This is a genomic window from Streptococcus sp. DD12, assembly GCF_001578885.1.
Lineage (GTDB): Bacteria > Bacillota > Bacilli > Lactobacillales > Streptococcaceae > Streptococcus.
On the sequence record NZ_KQ969496.1, the window covers coordinates 147809 to 163415 of the forward strand.

11 protein-coding genes and 1 pseudogene are annotated in these 15607 nt (G+C 44.9%); 9 read left to right on the forward strand and 3 right to left on the reverse strand.

Annotation, left to right across the window (positions count from 1 at the left end):
- The first annotated feature begins 74 nt into the window (after nt 1-74).
- Both STRDD12_RS06820 and STRDD12_RS06825 read left to right on the forward strand, forming a co-directional pair.
- Complete coding sequence (locus STRDD12_RS06820; protein WP_066916588.1) at nt 75-575, forward strand: DUF536 domain-containing protein; 501 nt, start codon at nt 75-77, stop codon at nt 573-575.
- Between the two features lie 70 nt (nt 576-645).
- The gene (locus tag STRDD12_RS06825) at nt 646-1239 is read left to right on the forward strand and encodes a 3'-5' exonuclease (RefSeq protein WP_066916515.1); all 594 of its coding nucleotides are present in this window, start codon (nt 646-648) and stop codon (nt 1237-1239) included.
- A 317-nt stretch (nt 1240-1556) separates the two neighbouring features.
- Here STRDD12_RS06825 and STRDD12_RS06830 read toward each other — a convergent pair whose 3' ends face one another.
- Both STRDD12_RS06830 and STRDD12_RS06835 read right to left on the reverse strand, forming a co-directional pair.
- Nucleotides 1557-2828, reverse strand: a complete 1272-nt coding sequence (locus STRDD12_RS06830) for a 2-hydroxycarboxylate transporter family protein (RefSeq protein ID WP_066916517.1) — start codon at nt 2826-2828, stop codon at nt 1557-1559.
- A gap of 18 nt (nt 2829-2846) precedes the next feature.
- Nucleotides 2847-4472: a malolactic enzyme gene (locus STRDD12_RS06835; protein WP_066916519.1), complete on the reverse strand. Its 1626-nt coding sequence runs from the start codon at nt 4470-4472 to the stop codon at nt 2847-2849.
- Between the two features lie 219 nt (nt 4473-4691).
- On the opposite strand from STRDD12_RS06835, the gene STRDD12_RS06840 reads away from it, so the two are divergent.
- Nucleotides 4692-5570, forward strand: coding sequence for a LysR family transcriptional regulator (locus STRDD12_RS06840; RefSeq protein ID WP_066916521.1), 879 nt, complete (start codon nt 4692-4694; stop codon nt 5568-5570).
- 341 nt (nt 5571-5911) lie between these two features.
- Entirely contained in the window at nt 5912-7453 is a 1542-nt protein-coding gene (locus STRDD12_RS06845; protein ID WP_066916523.1) for a degradosome RNA helicase CshA, read from the forward strand.
- A gap of 34 nt (nt 7454-7487) precedes the next feature.
- Here the strand turns inward: STRDD12_RS06845 and STRDD12_RS06850 are convergent, their stop codons facing one another.
- On the reverse strand, nt 7488-8327 hold the full coding sequence (locus STRDD12_RS06850; RefSeq protein ID WP_082753087.1) for a PrsW family glutamic-type intramembrane protease: 840 nt from the start codon (nt 8325-8327) through the stop codon (nt 7488-7490).
- 126 nt (nt 8328-8453) lie between these two features.
- Here STRDD12_RS06850 and ccpA point away from each other — a divergent pair, with 126 nt between their 5' ends.
- From ccpA to STRDD12_RS06875, 5 genes and pseudogenes are all read left to right on the forward strand, one after another.
- Nucleotides 8454-9455: a catabolite control protein A gene (gene ccpA / locus STRDD12_RS06855; RefSeq protein ID WP_066916527.1), complete on the forward strand. Its 1002-nt coding sequence runs from the start codon at nt 8454-8456 to the stop codon at nt 9453-9455.
- A gap of 188 nt (nt 9456-9643) precedes the next feature.
- A complete protein-coding gene (locus STRDD12_RS06860) occupies nt 9644-10642 on the forward strand; it encodes an LTA glycolipid anchor biosynthesis glycosyltransferase, IagA/BgsA family (protein WP_066916529.1) in 999 nt (332 codons plus the stop codon).
- Nucleotide 10643: 1 nt separating this feature from the next.
- Entirely contained in the window at nt 10644-11987 is a 1344-nt protein-coding gene (locus STRDD12_RS06865) for a glycosyltransferase family 4 protein (RefSeq protein WP_066916531.1), read from the forward strand.
- Between the two features lie 766 nt (nt 11988-12753).
- Nucleotides 12754-14708, forward strand: a pseudogene (gene thrS, locus STRDD12_RS06870) (threonine--tRNA ligase).
- 148 nt (nt 14709-14856) lie between these two features.
- The gene (locus tag STRDD12_RS06875) at nt 14857-15540 is read left to right on the forward strand and encodes a DUF1803 domain-containing protein (RefSeq protein ID WP_066916533.1); all 684 of its coding nucleotides are present in this window, start codon (nt 14857-14859) and stop codon (nt 15538-15540) included.
- The last annotated feature ends 67 nt before the right edge of the window (nt 15541-15607 follow it).

Consider the following 15607-nt stretch of genomic DNA (forward strand, 5'->3'; position numbering starts at 1 on the left):
CGCCTATGTCATTGACAAAAGGAGTTGGCTATGATAGGATTTTAAGAGAATACAGACAGGATTATGAGGAAGCTATGGCAATTGAAAAAACAGTGAGCGAGATTGCTGAAATTTTGGGGGTTTCGCGTCAAGCCATCAATAACCGAGTCAAGACCTTGGCTGAGGAAGATGTGGATAAAAATGACAAGGGAGTCACGGTGGTGACCCGTTCTGGCTTGATTAAACTGGAAGAAATCTACAAAAAAACGATTTTTGAAGATGAGCCAATCAGTGACGATGTCAAACAACGGGAGTTGTTGGAGATTTTGGTTGATGAGAAAAATACCGAAATTACCCGTCTCTACGACCAACTCAAGGCTAAAGACAGCCAATTGGCAGCTCTGGATGAGCAGATGAAGACCAAGGACCGTCAGATTGCGGAAAAGGACAAGCAGCTGGACCAGCAACAGCAGTTAACCTTGGCCGCCATGGAAGACCGTAAGCAGTTGGAGTTAGAGCTAGACCAAGCACGTGAAGAAGTTGAAACAGTGACACAGGCGAAAAAAGGTTTCTTTGCACGACTTTTTGGTCGTTAGTCAGGTCATTGGACACAACAAGGATACAAGGCCAGACAGTAGTCTCGGCCTATTTTACATGAGAGGCACTATGGAAAATTTAGACAATTACATCGCATTTGACCTAGAATTTAATACCGTAGACGATCGGGCCCATCTCATTCAGGTGTCGGCAGTTCGCTATGTTGACCATGTCGAAGTGGCCAGCTTTGATACCTATGTGCATACCGATGTCCCCCTCAAGAGCTTTATCAATGGCTTGACAGGCATCACAGCGGATAAAATCGCCCAAGCCCCTCAGCTTGAACAGGTGATGAAGGACTTTCAGGATTTTGTTGGAGATAGCCCTCTCATCGGCTACAATGCAGCCAAATCTGATTTACCCATTTTATTGGAAAATGGTCTGGACTTGGAGGCGCAGTATCGGGTTGATGTCTTTGATGAAGCCTACGAGAGACGCAGCCGGGATTTGCCTGGGATTGCCAATTTGCAGCTACACACCGTGGCTACTTTTTTGGGGATTACAGGAAAGAGTCACAATAGTCTCGAGGATGCTCGCATGACCGCCTTGGTCTATGAAAAATTTTTAGAGTTTGATGAGACCAATCAATTAGTCAACCAACAAAGCGAGGACACCAGCAATAACCCATTTGCGGCCTTGGGCCTAGGGGATTTGTTCGATTAGTAAAGCAATAGGCTTTCACCCAAAGAACCTGAGCTCAGCTCAGGTTCTTTGATTTGAAGACATCCCTTAGGTCAGGGAGAGATGGTAGCGACTCCTGACAGCTTCCTGCCTTAACCTTGAACCTAAGGGCTCAAAATGCCAAAAGGCTTGAAGAGACTCAATTTCAAGCCTTTCTTCTCACAGCGGGGAGCCTCGGGTCTTGCTCGCTGTATTGGCATGAATGGGAAGTACTTTTTATTGGCAGAGTTCCCAATAATCGACCAAGAGGATAAGCTTGTAAATAGATTAAAAGCCTGAGCATAGCTCAGGCTTTTAGTTTAATGCAAGAATGGAATCAAGAGTCCACCCAAGATGAGGATAATAGCTCCGCTCAGGCGGTTAGCCATTTGAGCAAAAGCAATCATTTCCATACGGTTAGAAGCGGATAAGACAGCGATATTTCCTGTTCCCCCCATGGAGTTGTTAATCATACCAGAACCGATAGCTGTCTCTACAGGGTAGAGACCCAGCCATTTTCCGATGATGGCTGAAGCCAATCCCATGGCCACAACAGAAGTCAAGCTCAGGAGGACAAACTGCCAGCTCATTGCTTTGGCTAGTGTCGACAGGTCAATCAAAGAGAGACCGATACCTGCCAAGACGGCATGGGTCAGGTTTGTCATGATGACTTGGTTGAACATGACCACACAGTCTTCTAAGGCTTTAGGGACAGCATTGAGGGCCTTAAGCACAAAGACAATGATAATCATAAAGGCGTAGCTATGGATTTTTGGCACAAAGGTGTTACAAATGACTCCAACCAAGAAGATGGTAAAGGCAAACATCATCCCAACACCGATCTTGGTAGCGTCCAATTCCAGTTTTGGTTTTTGCAATTCGTCACGGTTAACAGGGATTAAAACACCGTGTCCATCGTATTTGCTATCCTTTAAGATTTTTGCAATCATAACCGCACCGATAATCGCTAAGATATTTCCTAGTGTAGTCGCAGGTGCTAATTGAGAAAAGATAGCGGCTTGGTCTCCGTGGAGGCCAGCTGCATAGATTTTAGACAGGGGTAAAATCCCAGCACCCATTCCCCCAACCATTTGTGGGAAGGAAACAAACATGATCGCATGGCCAAAGCCTTGCCCTAAAAGGATTCCCATACCGCCAACAGCAAAGGCACCGATGACCATGGACATCAAAGAAACAGGGATGAAGCGGGCAGATGCCTTCACCAAGAGGTTGCGGTTCATCCCGAGGATGGCACCACAAATCAAAGCAGCAATGTAGAAGTCCAGAAAACCATCTGTGTTGAGGAAATCTTTGGTTGCTGCAATCACATTGGCAGGGACCAAATGAAAGGTTGCTAACAGAGTCGCACCCAAGAGGGTAAAGACAGAACCGCCACCCAGGTAGGAGTTCATGATGGGGAGCTTTTCACCGATGAAGTAAAAGAGATGTCCCATAACCACCAAAAGCAGGGTCAAACCGAGCATGTTTAGTGGTAAGTGCCCCATAGCAGTCGTAATGATTAAAACCAGAACAATGAGGGTATAGAGGGGGAGGCTAACCCCTGAAATTTTAATATCGTTGAGCTTTTTCATGACCTTGGCTCGTCCCCCTTATTTGTATTCAGGGTACCATTTAAGGTCACGAACCGCTTTTGCCATATCTTGTTCTTCGGCTTGGGCTAAACCTTGTTCTTGCGCTTTTTTCGCAACCGCTTCAGCCACTTTGATAGAGACTTGTGCCACGTATTGGAAAGGTGGCAATACTGGTGCACCCGCTTGACCAGGGTCAACCAAGCCGCTCAATGAGTGGGCAGCAGCACCGATCATTTCATCAGTCAACAGGCTAGCTTCTGATGCCAACATACCTAGACCAAGACCTGGGTAGATAAGGGCATTGTTGGCTTGACCGATTTGGTAGTCAACACCCTTGTAGCTAACGGTTGGTGAAGGAACACCTGTTGCGACAAAGGCTTTACCGTCAGACCATTCGATAACTTGTTCGGCAGTTGCTTCCAGTTTTTTAGTTGGGTTAGAAATTGGGAAAATAACGGGACGTTCTGTGTTTTGGCACATAGCTTCAACAACTTCCTTGGTGAAAGCACCTGGATTGGTTGATGTCCCAACTAAGATGGTTGGTTTCACTGTCTTGATGACTTCAAGCAAGTCAGTCATGTCACCTTTGCCTTCAAAATCAGAACGTTTCTTAGCGAAAGGTTTTTGAGCTGGAGTGAGGTCGTCCATGTCATCAAAGAGCAAACCTTGTTTATCAATCATAAAGAAGCGTTTGTAAGCTTCCTCGGCATCTAAGCCTTCAGCGACCATTTCAGCATGCACACGTTCTGCAATCCCAGCACCAGCTGAACCACCACCGTAGCAAAGGTAAACTTGGTCAGTGAGTTTTTCACCTGTGATATCCAAAGCACCGAAGATACCTCCCAAAACAACGATACCAGTTCCTTGGATGTCATCGTTAAAGGTTGGGATTTGTGTTTTGTAGCGGTTCAAAATATCTGCCGCATTGGAACGGCCAAAGTCTTCCCAGTGCAGGTAAAGTTTAGGGAAAAGATTTTCAGCTGTTTGAACAAATTGGTCGATAAAGTTATCGTATTGTTCGCCACGCACACGTTCGTGACGGTTACCCAAGTACATTGGGTTGTTGAGCAATTCTTCACGGTTGGTTCCGGCATCGATAACTAACGGCAAGACACATGAAGGGTCAATACCTGCAGCAGCGGTATAAATCATCAATTTTCCGACAGAGATGTCCACACCTTGAACACCCCAGTCACCGATACCAAGGATACCTTCGGCATCAGTCACAACAATCAAACGGATATCGCGGTCGCCAGCAGCGTTTTTCAAGGTTGCTTCGATATTTTCAGGATGGTTGATGTCCAAGTAAGCCGCATATTGAGGGTCTACAAAGAGTTCAGAATATTGCTCGATAGTATCCGCAATGATGGGATCGTAAACAATTGGGTTAAATTCAACAATGTGTTGGTTGAACAAGTAGTAGAAAAGGGTACGGTTGGTGTTGAAAATCTCCATCAAAAAGAGACGTTTTTCCAAGTCGTTTGGCTTTTTCAAATATTGTTGGTAAGTCGTTTGGGCTTGTTCTTCAATGGTTTGGACGTAAGGTGGCAAGAGACCAATCAGGCCATTTTCTTGACGTTCTTGCATGGTAAAGGCAGTTCCTTTGTTAAGGAAGGGGTTGTTGAGTAAGTCATGTGCACGCATGTGGCACCTCCTGATAAATAATAACCATAAGAAATGTTCTTATGGCCTTAGTATAGGCTTTCCCTTTTCTTATAGTCAACTCTTCTAGTTTTCATAAAAAAGATTTATAACAGCCGACCTCTATATAAGATAGCTTTTTCCCCCTTTTTTTGCTGTAAAATACTGGTAAATGCTGACGACAACATAAAATTTTTTTATAATATAGGAAAGGAGACCAGGATGAATATTAGAGATTTGGAGTATTTTGTCCAATTATCCCAGATGAATTCGTTTACGGCGGTGGCTAAATACTTTGATGTGAGCCAACCGACCATTACTTACGCGATTAAACGCCTGGAAGAGCAATTCGGTACGCATTTATTTGTCAAAGACCCCTCCCATCGTAGCGTCGTTTTGACCCAACAAGGGAATATTTTAGTCGGGCATGCCCAGCATGTCTTGGCAGAACTTACCATTGCCCAAAAGGAAATTAGTCGTGTCAACCGCAAGGAAATTCGTGTGGGTTTTCCTCCTATTATCCGCTCTCGAATCCTGTCAGACCTACTTGAAAAGGGTTGTAATGTGGACATTTTAACGCAATTTCAGTTGGTCAGTCAGGGGTCCAAAAAATTATTGGAAAACATTACCGATGGCAAACTAGATTTTAGTTTGTTGGGGACTTTGGAGACGCTTTACCATCCTGATTTGATTATTAAGGAGCTATACACTGAGCCCTTTACGTTCATTTTACAGGACAAGCACCCTTTGGCCAAGCGGAAAAGTCTGACCTTTGAGGAAGTTCTAGCAGAGCCTTTTATTCTCTTAGATGAAGGGCATGTCCATATGGATCTTTTTTACCGCCTAAATGCCCGTTTTGCCCATCAAGCTAAGGTGCGGTTTAAATTGTCAGAACCAGATGTGATTGGTCAGATGGTGCAAGCGGGTCTTGGGATTGGCTTTCTGAGTGCCTCCGCCCTTTCTATCGAAGGAAAAAACCTAGTCAAAATCCCTCTGGATGACCCTTCAGGCCATTGTTTTCATGTGAGTTACGCCTATCCAAAAGATTTTCCCCTTTCGGAAGCTGTCGAAAGTTTTATCCAAGAAATCGAATCTCTGTGAGGGTTTTACAAGGTCTAACGGGTAGCAAAGTTAGCCTCAAAAAAAATTTTTTAAATAAATGAACGCTTTTAAGGTTATTTAAAGCCAAGATGGTTATACTACAACCATCCTAAAACTTTTCTTTTTCATAAATCTCCTAAATAAGTAGATGCGCAAAAAGTGTCTGCTTATTTTTTTGACGAAAAGGCGGAGATTTGGGGCTTTGGGCCATCTCTCGCGGATGGACTTGTATGACATTTCCGTGACAGAGCCCTTTTCAGGTTAAAATATGATATAATTTTAACTAAAAAGATATTGAATTGGCAGAAAATGCCCTTTTGTAGAAAGCGAAAAAGAAAACGTTGAAATTTCAAGAATTAGATTTATCGCCTGTTATTCTCTCGGCTGTTGAGAAAGCAGGATTTGTAGAGCCTTCTCCTATCCAAGAAGAGACCATCCCGCTAGCCTTGGCGGGTAAGGATGTGATTGGCCAAGCACAGACAGGGACAGGCAAGACGGCGGCCTTTGGCTTGCCAACGCTTGACAAGATTCATGTGGCTGATAATACCATTCAGGCCTTGGTGATTGCGCCAACGCGGGAACTCGCCGTACAAAGTCAAGAAGAACTCTTTCGTTTTGGCCGTGAAAAAGGGGTGCGCGTGCGCTCCGTATATGGTGGCTCAAGCATCGAAAAACAAATCAAGGCCCTGCGTTCAGGTGCCCATGTGGTTGTGGGAACGCCAGGACGTTTGCTGGATTTGATCAAACGCAAGGCCCTCAAGCTAGAACATGTGGAAACCTTGATTTTGGATGAGGCAGACGAAATGCTCAACATGGGCTTTTTGGAAGATATCGAAGCCATCATTTCACGCGTGCCAAGTGAGCGACAAACCTTGCTCTTTTCAGCTACCATGCCTGATGCCATCAAACGGATTGGGGTTCAGTTCATGAAAGAACCTGAACACGTGAAAATCAAGGCGAAGGAATTGACCACAGAGCTTGTGGATCAGTATTATATCCGTGTGCGGGAACAGGAAAAGTTTGACACCATGACCCGTCTGATTGACGTTCAGCAGCCTGAATTGGCCATTGTCTTTGGACGGACCAAACGTCGGGTAGACGAGTTAACACGAGGGCTTAAATTATTAGGCTATCGCGCTGAGGGCATTCATGGTGACTTGGACCAAGGCAAGCGGTTACGTGTCCTAAAAGATTTTAAACAAGATCACTTGGATATTCTCGTTGCAACCGATGTGGCTGCTCGTGGGTTAGACATTTCAGGTGTGACACATGTCTACAATTACGATATCCCTCAAGATCCTGAAAGTTACGTTCACCGTATTGGTCGGACTGGTCGTGCGGGTAAACATGGCCAATCCATCACCTTTGTCTCACCCAATGAGATGGGTTACTTGAAAATCATTGAAGATTTAACCAAAAAACGGATGAAGGGCTTAAAACCAGCTTCTGCGCAAGAAGCCTTTAAGGCAAGCAAGGCTGTCGCTCTTGAGAAGATTCGCCGTGATTTCCAAGAAGAAGAGCGCAAAGAAGCCATGGAACGCTTCAAGGGAGATGCCTTGAAACTGGCCCAAGAGTATACGCCTGAAGAGTTGGCTCAGTATATCTTGACCTTGACGGTGCAAGATCCAGAAAGCCGTCCTAAGGTAGAGATTGCCCGTGAGAAACCCCTGCCGTTCAAATATGCAGGCAACGGTAAAGGTGGCAACCGGAACTCTAACAAGCGCCGTTCCTCTAACAACCGCCGAGATCACAAACAACGGGATTTCAAACGCCGGTCAAGAAAAAATAGCCGAGATTTTGAACATCACGACAACCGCAAGGGCCGTCAAACGTCTAATGAGAAAAAGACGGGCTTTGTCATTCGCAACAAAGGCGATAAATAAGAAAAAAAACTGTAAGCTCCTGCTTACAGTTTTTTTAGCGGTCAAGGCCCTGGTTTTTTAAGGTCAAAAAGAGGTCAAACCAAATGATGGCGGTGATAAGACCGTAGAAGGCATAAGTGAAAAGGTTGGGGTTTAAAGGAGAGTCCCAGATAAAATGGAGGACTGGCGCCGCAAGCAACCAGAAAATAGCCCGTCCTTTGTGGTAATGCTTTTCATAGAGAAGTTGGTAGCAAGCTACGACAAAAATCGAAGTATAGGCCCAATGAGAGGTCATGCTCATGTAGAGCCGATCGATAGCTTGTGGAATGGCAGCGTTTAAATGTGTAAAACTAGCGCCAGCGATGTAGGAGATATCCTCCATAATTTGGAAACCAAAACCAACCAAGAGGGCAATAAAGAAAGTCTGTCGGACAGATTTTTTGGGGAAAAAAGCAATAATGAGGAGAGCCGTAGCGGCTTTTAACCCTTCTTCAACTACAGGTGCTGTCAAAGCATCTCCCCAGTCGGCCAAGAAAGCTTTAGCTGGAATAATGGCTTTGTAGACTTGTAAGAGCCAGTCGTTGCCGTAAGCGGCCATCCAACCAGGGATAAACAGGCCGCAGACCAGGCTGACCCAGAGAATAGTTGGAGAAAGTTGCCATTCTTTCATGAGGTAACGTAGAAAAGCGCTCATGGGAAGAATATAAGCAAGGATGAGGCTAGATGCGCCAATGGCCATCAGGTAATGGCTGTAATTGCCCGAATAGGTGGATAAGTGAGAAAACTCAACATTAATACCAGCTAAGACAAAGAAAAGCAGTAAAATGAGAATCCCTTTGCGTTCAGGATGGGAAATTCCTGGTAAAAAATGTTTTTTCATAACTTTATTATACATGATTTTCGTCAGGACTTTTCACAATTTGTCATCTTCTGCTAAAAAAATAAACTTTCTTATTGAAAATGCTTACATGACATGATAGAATGGTGTGAAAGCGGAATTTTCAAAGAAATGAGGTAGGACATGAATACGGACGAAACCATTACAATTTACGATGTTGCGCGCGAAGCAGGCGTTTCTATGGCGACCGTCAGTCGTGTCGTTAATGGCAATAAAAATGTCAAAGAAAACACACGAAAAAAGGTACTAGAAGTCATCGACCGGTTGGATTACCGCCCCAATGCGGTCGCAAGAGGATTGGCTAGCAAAAAAACAACAACGGTTGGCGTTATTATCCCTAACATTGCCAATAACTATTTTGCCAATTTGGCGAAAGGTGTGGATGATATTGCGACCATGTATAACTACAATATTGTCCTGTCATCCAGCGATGAAGATAGCGGCAATGAGGTAGCTGTCGTGAATAGTCTATTTGCCAAGCAGGTGGATGGTATTGTCTTTATCGGACACCATCTGACAGATGACGTTCGCGCTGAATTTTCTCGCTCACGGACACCGGTGGTTTTAGCGGGGACGGTTGACCTAGAAGGGCAGTTGGCTTCTGTCAATATCGACTACCGTTTGGCAACACGGGATGCTGTGGCTGAGTTGACCAAAGGCCATGAGAAGGTTGCCTTTATCTCAGGCCCTTTGGTGGATGATATCAATGGCAAATTACGTTTAGAAGGCTATAAGGCTGCCTTGAAGGATAATGGTTTGGCCTATCAAGAGGGTCTGGTTTTTGAAGCGACTTATCACTATGAAAGTGGCTATAATCTGGCTAAGCGTGTCCTAAGCACAGGGGCAAGTGCAGCCTTTGTGGCATCAGATGACCTGGCAGCAGGTTTGCAAAATGCCATCCAAGATGCCGGCGTTTCAGTCCCTGAAGAATTTGAAATTATCACCAGTGATGACTCACCGATTACCAAATTTGCCCGTCCAAATATCACTTCTATTAAGCAATCGGTTTATGATATGGGGGCTATTAGCATGCGTATGCTGACCAAAATCATGAACAAGGAAGAATTAGACCAACGTGAGGTTGTTTTAGAACACAGCATTGTCAAACGGGGGTCGACCAAGTAATCTCAGCTACTGGCTATTTTTGAAATGAAAATGGCAAAGTCACCGAGAAAACATTGTCTCTCAAGAGTTTAGGTTTCCTGAACTCTTTTTGTGTTGGTTGACAAGGCAGAAGCACTAAGGGAAAAGATTCTAGGACGCCTGATGGCACTAGGCGACAGAAAATCTAAATTTTTTGTATAATAGAGACTATGAAAGTACTCTTATATCTTGAAGCTGAGAATGTCTTAGGAAAGTCGGGAGTTGGCCGGGCGATTAAGCACCAAGAGCGTGCCTTAACAGACGCGGGAGTCAGCTATACCCGCAACCCTAAAGAGACTTATGACATTGCTCATATTAACACCTATTTTTTGAAGAGTTTTCGCCTCTTGCAGAAAAGCAAAAAAGAAGGTAAGAAGGTCATTATGCATGGCCATTCGACCAAGGAAGATTTCGAACATTCTTTTATTGGGTCGACAGCTGTAGCTCCCTTATTTAAATGGTGGTTATGTCAGTTTTATAAGCGCGCGGATGCGATTATTACGCCGACAGCCTATTCTCGAGATTTGATTGCCTCTTACGGGATTTCTTGCCCGATTTACCCTGTTTCAAATGGTATCGAATTGGGCAAATACCAACCCAATTCTGAAAAAGAAGCCATTTTTCGTCAGCATTTTGGCCTAAGTCCGAAAGATAAGGTTGTTATCTGTGCAGGTCTTTATTTTGAACGAAAAGGGATTGAGGATTTTGTCAAGGTGGCAAGTAAAATGCCTGATGTGCGCTTTATCTGGTTTGGGGAAAGTCCTCTCTGGCAAATTCCAAGAAAGATTCGGCGTTTGGTGACCAAAGACCATCCTAAGAATGTGACCTTTGCAGGTTATATCAAGGGAGCTGTTTTTGAGGGCGCTATGAGTGGTAGTGATTGCTTTTTCTTTCCCAGTCATGAGGAAACCGAGGGAATTGTGGTCCTAGAAGCATTGGCCAGTCATCAGCATGTCTTGGTCAGAGACATCCCTGTCTACCAGGGCTGGTTGGATGAGATTAATGTGGAAATGGCCAAGGATGTTTCTGGTTTTGTTGACAAATTGCAAGTCATTTTATCAGGGCAAAGCCAAAAGCAAGAAGCGGGTTATGAAGTGGCCAAAGCCAAAGCCATTGACATCGTCGGTCAGGAGTTGGTGAGTGTCTACCAGAAAGTGATGGAGGACTGATATGCGAATCGGATTGTTTACGGACACTTACTTCCCTCAGGTTTCAGGGGTAGCAACGAGTATCCGCACCCTCAAAGATGAACTTGAAAAACTCGGACATGATGTCTATATTTTTACAACGACAGATAAAAATGTTGACCGTTACGAGGACCCGACCATTGTCCGCCTGCCAAGTGTCCCTTTCTTTGCTTTTAAAGAAAGGCGCTTCGCCTATGGTGGCTTTTCAACGGCATTAAAATTGGCCAAACAGTACAAGTTGGATATGATTCATACCCAAACGGAGTTTTCGCTGGGCATGTTGGGCATCAATATTGCGCGTGAACTTAAGATTCCAGTGATTCACACCTATCATACCCAGTATGAAGATTATGTTCACTATATTGCCAAGGGGCGTCTGATTACTCCTGGCATGGTCAAATACTTTGTTCGCGGTTATTTATCAGAGGTCGATGGGGTCATTTGTCCGTCACGGATTGTCCTTAATCTGCTGGATACCTACAAGGTTAAAATTCCTAAACGTGTGATTCCAACCGGAATTAAGCTTGAAAATTATGTTAGAAACGATATTGACCCTCAAGCCGTTTCCGCCCTCAAGGAAAGATTGGGACTAAAAACAGGCGACACCATGTTGCTGAGCTTGTCTCGGGTTTCCTATGAGAAAAATATTCAGGCCATCTTGCAGGCGCTCCCAGAAATTGTGGCACAAAATACACACATAAAACTCGTTGTGGTCGGTGATGGGCCTTATCTGGATGATTTGAAAAAACTAGCCAAAAAGTTACAGGTAACGGATGCTGTTGTCTTTACAGGGATGGTTGATCATGATCAGGTGGCCCTGTATTATCGGGCTTGTGATTTCTTTATCTCAGCCTCTACCAGTGAAACCCAGGGCTTAACCTACACAGAGAGCTTGGCCAGTGGCCGCCCGATTATTGCCCAAAGCAACCCCTATTTGGCGGACTTGATCTCAGACCGGATGTTTGGGACACTCTATGAAGAGGAGAAGGATATTCCTCAGGCTGTTTTAGAGGCGGTGGCGCAGACACCTGTTATGACAGAGCAAGCGCTGACGCAAAAACGCTATGAGATTTCGGCAACTAATTTTGGCCAACAGGTCTACCAGTTTTATCTTGACGTTAGCATTGGCAAGACTTCCAAAGAACGTCAACAGAAATTGTCCTTGACAGTAGAAAGCCCTAGCCGTTTAACCACCCGTCGTGTCACTAGGGGGGCTATCGCCCTTCCTAAAACAGTTGCCAAAGGAGCCGCTAAAACCTCTACCCGTGCCATCAAAGCGCCAAAACAATTAGTGACGAGGATTCGTGACTATTTGATGGAAGATTAAAAGCTGGCCTCGGCCTGGTGGGAAGCGAATCCTAAAAGATTGCCTGTCTTAAGGGTGAGCCTAAGGTCCCAACCATTCGGAACGTTTGAAAGGCCCCTGTTTCAAGCGTTTTTCTCATTTATAAAGCCCTATCCATGATTTCAGCTAGCAATCAAATGCTGGTAGATTATTCCGATAATGGGTCAGATTACCCTAAAAAATCGGCATCTCTCATGCCAGAGCTAATGGTAGTTTAACTTTTTTATCTCTTTGAGGCTGTTTTACAAAAGGAGCAATAGGGCCTAAATGACTGAGAGGTGCAAATCTTTGGCAGGCCCTAAAAACAGACCTATCCTTAGTCCTTTAGTGAGCTGACACATGTGATTGAGGCAGAAGAACTTTTTCTTGAAAATCTGCCTAATCGTGCTATAATAACAGATGAAGACATGTTATGACAGTTTAGGCTTTTTAGAGAGTACCCGTTGCTGAAAAGGGGCAAGTCGGCTGACATGATACTCCTTCCTTAGATTTTATGCAAACATAAAACGGTGGCTACGTTAGAGCCAATCAGAGGTGTGACTCTTTTTGAGTTGCATAAATGAAGGTGGAACCACGTTGCGACGTCCTTTTTAGGGTGTCGCTTTTTTATGTGCTTGTCAGGGAGCTTCTGTGGAAGAAGCAGAGTTTTCTCATGACCCACCATAGAGCTGTCAGCTCGCTAGCCGTGACCAAGGTTTTGCCATCATCTAAAGGAAGCAATAATGATTAGGAGATAAAGGAGACTATTATGGTACAAATTACATTCCCTGATGGCGCTGTTCGTGAATTCGACTCTGGCGTGACTACTTTTGACATTGCCCAATCCATCAGCAATTCCCTCGCTAAAAAAGCACTTGCTGGTAAATTTAACGGCAAACTCATCGACACCACTCGTGCCATCACCGAAGATGGAAGCATCGAAATCGTGACCCCTGATCACGAAGATGCTTTGCCAATCTTACGCCACTCAGCAGCCCACCTCTTTGCCCAAGCGGCTAAACGTCTCTACCCTGAGATTCATTTGGGTGTTGGGCCAGCTATTCAAGATGGCTTCTACTATGATACGGATAATGCTTCTGGTCAAATTTCCAATGAAGATTTGCCACGTATCGAAGAAGAAATGAAGAAAATCGTCAAAGAGAACTTTCCAAGCATCCGCGAAGAAGTCAGCAAGGAAGAGGCGCGTGAGATTTTCAAAAACGACCCTTACAAATTGGAGTTGATTGAGGAACACTCTGATGATGAAGGTGGATTGACCATCTACCGTCAAGGGGAATATGTGGACCTTTGCCGTGGCCCTCATGTGCCTTCAACAGGACGTATCCAGGTTTTCCATCTCCTCAATGTGGCAGGTGCCTACTGGCGTGGGGATAGCAACAAGGCGATGATGCAACGGGTATACGGTACAGCCTGGTTTGATAAAAAGACCTCAAAAAATACTTGCAAATGCGTGAAGAGGCCAAGGAACGTGACCATCGTAAACTGGGTAAAGAACTGGATCTCTTTATGATTTCTCCAGAAGTTGGTCAAGGGTTGCCTTTCTGGCTTCCAGACGGTGCGACAATTCGTCGTGAAGTGGAACGCTACATTGTGGACCGTGAGGTCAATGATGGTTACCAACACGTCTACACCCCACCAATTGCTTCTGTAGAACTGTATAAGACCTCTGGTCACTGGGAACATTACCAAGAAGATATGTTTCCACCGATGGACATGGGTGACGGAGAACAATTTGTCCTTCGCCCTATGAACTGTCCGCACCATATCGAAGTCTATAAAAACCATGTGCATTCCTACCGTGAACTGCCTATTCGCATTGCAGAAATCGGGATGATGCACCGCTTTGAAAAATCAGGTGCCCTGTCTGGTTTGCAACGTGTGCGTGAGATGAACCTCAATGACTCACATTTATTTGTCATGCCAGAACAAATTCAAGAAGAATTCAAGCGTGTCTTGGACCTCATGTTGGATGTGTATGCTGATTTCAATATTACCGATTACCGTTTCCGTCTCTCTTATCGTGACCCTCAAGATAAGGAAAAATATTTCGATAATGATGAGATGTGGGAAAATGCCCAACGCATGCTCAAGGGTGCCATGGATGACCTCGGCTTGGACTACTTTGAAGCAGAAGGGGAAGCAGCCTTTTACGGTCCAAAACTGGATGTTCAGGTGAAGACTGCCTTGGGCAATGAAGAGACACTCTCTACTATCCAGCTCGACTTCCTTCTCCCAGAGCGTTTTGACTTGCACTACATTGGTGCTGATGGAGAAGAACACCGTCCTGTCATGATTCACCGTGGTATCGTGTCAACCATGGAACGTTTCATCGCTTACTTGATTGAAACCTACAAAGGTGCCTTTCCAACTTGGTTGGCACCCCACCAAGTGACTGTCATTCCGGTGTCAAATGAAGCCCACACAGACTATGCTTGGCAAGTGGCTAAGACATTGCGTGACCGTGGCGTGCGTGTTGATGTGGATGAGCGGAATGAGAAAATGCAATACAAGATTCGTCAAAGTCAGACACATAAGGTTCCTTACCAACTCATTGTCGGGGACCGCGAGGTTGAAGAGGCAACTGTAAACGTTCGTCGTTATGGTAGCAAACAAACACAAACGCTGTCTGTTGGTGACTTTGTTGATGTGATTTTAGCGGATATCGCCCGTAAATCACGTGTAGAAGCAGAAAAAGAAGCCTAAGCTGGCTAAAGGTTTGGAATGACACTCCAAGCCTTTTTGCTTGTTCAAATGGCTGTCATTGAAGAAGGGCTGGGTTATCTGAACCTTTTTCCCTTAAAGATGTGATGGAAGGTTCTCAGCCTCTTAGCGGATATGCTATAATAGGTCTATGTTTGAAATCATTCACCCCAGTCAGCTGGCTCAAGACCCCTTTTTTAGAGATATTATTACTTTTTTGCTTGAGTCACCCAATCAGACCCTCCGTGCGATTAAAAAAGCTTTTCCTGACCAGAAACAGTTGGATCGGCAGTTGGACCGTTTTATCGATGCAGGCTATATCCTGCGGGCCCAGAAACGTTATCAGGCCAATATCCCTTGGCTGACCTCCTTGGATGGGTTGGCTTTGGACCAGGAGCTGTTTATTCCCGAGACTTTTGCCTTCAAGGAGGCCTTGGCTGATTTGCGGTTTGAGACGCGCTTGACCAATCAAACCAATGCGGTCGTCCTTTGTGAAGAGACGGATATTCGCCGGGAGGCGCTAACCTTGGCCAATTTTTTTGCCAAAGCGAATAGCCCACAGCAATTGACGCAAGCCCAACAAAGGCTTTATGACCTCTTGGGAGATGTCAATCCAGAATATGCGCTCAAATACCTGACAACCTTTTTGGTAAAATTTGTCCGTAAGGAGGTTGTTCTCCAAAAACGCCCGGATATTTTTGTCCAAGCCTTAGTGGCATTAGGCTATATCAAGGAAATTGAACCCAATCGTTATAGCTTGTTGATGACCCTGGATAAGGAGCAACTCGTTTTTACAGCGCCGGCCCTTGCAGCAGACGGACAGGTTGATAGTTAGGCATAGAAAAACGTTTGGAAGAGCTCTTCCAAACGTTTTTTATAATTTCATGAAGCAAGTGGTAGTT